At 73.8% G+C, this 866-nt stretch carries 1 protein-coding gene; it reads right to left on the reverse strand.

Annotated features, from left to right (window positions below; genetic code table 11):
* Window positions 1-438 precede the first annotated feature (438 nt).
* Window positions 439-866 (reverse strand): serine hydrolase (locus tag HYE82_RS36845; protein ID WP_179178573.1); only part of this gene is annotated, 428 nt, incomplete at its 5' end.

Here is an 866-nt window from a genome sequence, read left to right on the forward strand (position 1 = left end):
TCCCGGTTCCGCTCCTGCGTCGGGTGCCGTGCCCGGCGCCCCCTCCGACGGCGTGGCTCCGCGACGCCGGCCCGCTGATCCCCCGCACCGCTTCTGCGGGACACCGCCGACCCGCATCAGCGAAGCCGCTTGGGGCCATCCGCCGGTCGAGGGTGTTTCCGGGGCGGGGCGCGCCGTCAAGGGCGCTCCTCCTTCGTCGTCGCGTCGCTGACGCGACGGCCTCCGGCCGCCCTTGACCGCACACCCCGCCCCGGGGCAAGAAGCAGCCGGCGGAGGGCCCCAAGGAAAGACGCCCAGGGGGAGCAGCCGCGCCCGGCGGTGTCGGGTCGGCGGGCGGGGGTGCGGTCCGCAGCGGATGCTGCGTGCTTCGGGTGGGTGGCGGCTGCGGGCCGTGACCGCCGAGGCCGAGCTGGATCGGCCCCTGCCGGAGGGGTGGGCTCAGCGGTTGAAGGCCGGGAAGGCGAAGCGCTGGACCGTCCTCAGGCCGTCGCCCTTGGCGTCGGTGCTGTTGACCGAGTAGACGACGGTGCGGGACAGGTCGCGGGTGGCGGCGATCACCGTGTGGTAGCCGGGGCGGGCGCCGGTCTTGCCCCAGATCTCCTTGCCGTTGACCACGTGGCGTTCGAGGGCGGCGCCGTAGGTGGCGCCGGGGATGTCCGGGACGGTGAATATTTCGGCGAGCTGGGGTTCCGGGACGACGTGGCCGCGGAAGAGGGCGACGAGGAAGCGTTCCAGGTCGCGGGTGGTGGAGATCATGTCGCCGGCGGCGAAGCGGTCGGACATGTTCCATTCGGTGACGTCGACCGGCTTGCCGTCCATCAGGTCGTAGCCGCGGTTGTGGGGGCCGTGGATGCGGGGGTCGGGGC

It is taken from the genome of Streptomyces sp. BR123 (assembly GCF_013401435.1).
Classification (GTDB): Bacteria; Actinomycetota; Actinomycetes; order Streptomycetales; family Streptomycetaceae; genus Streptomyces.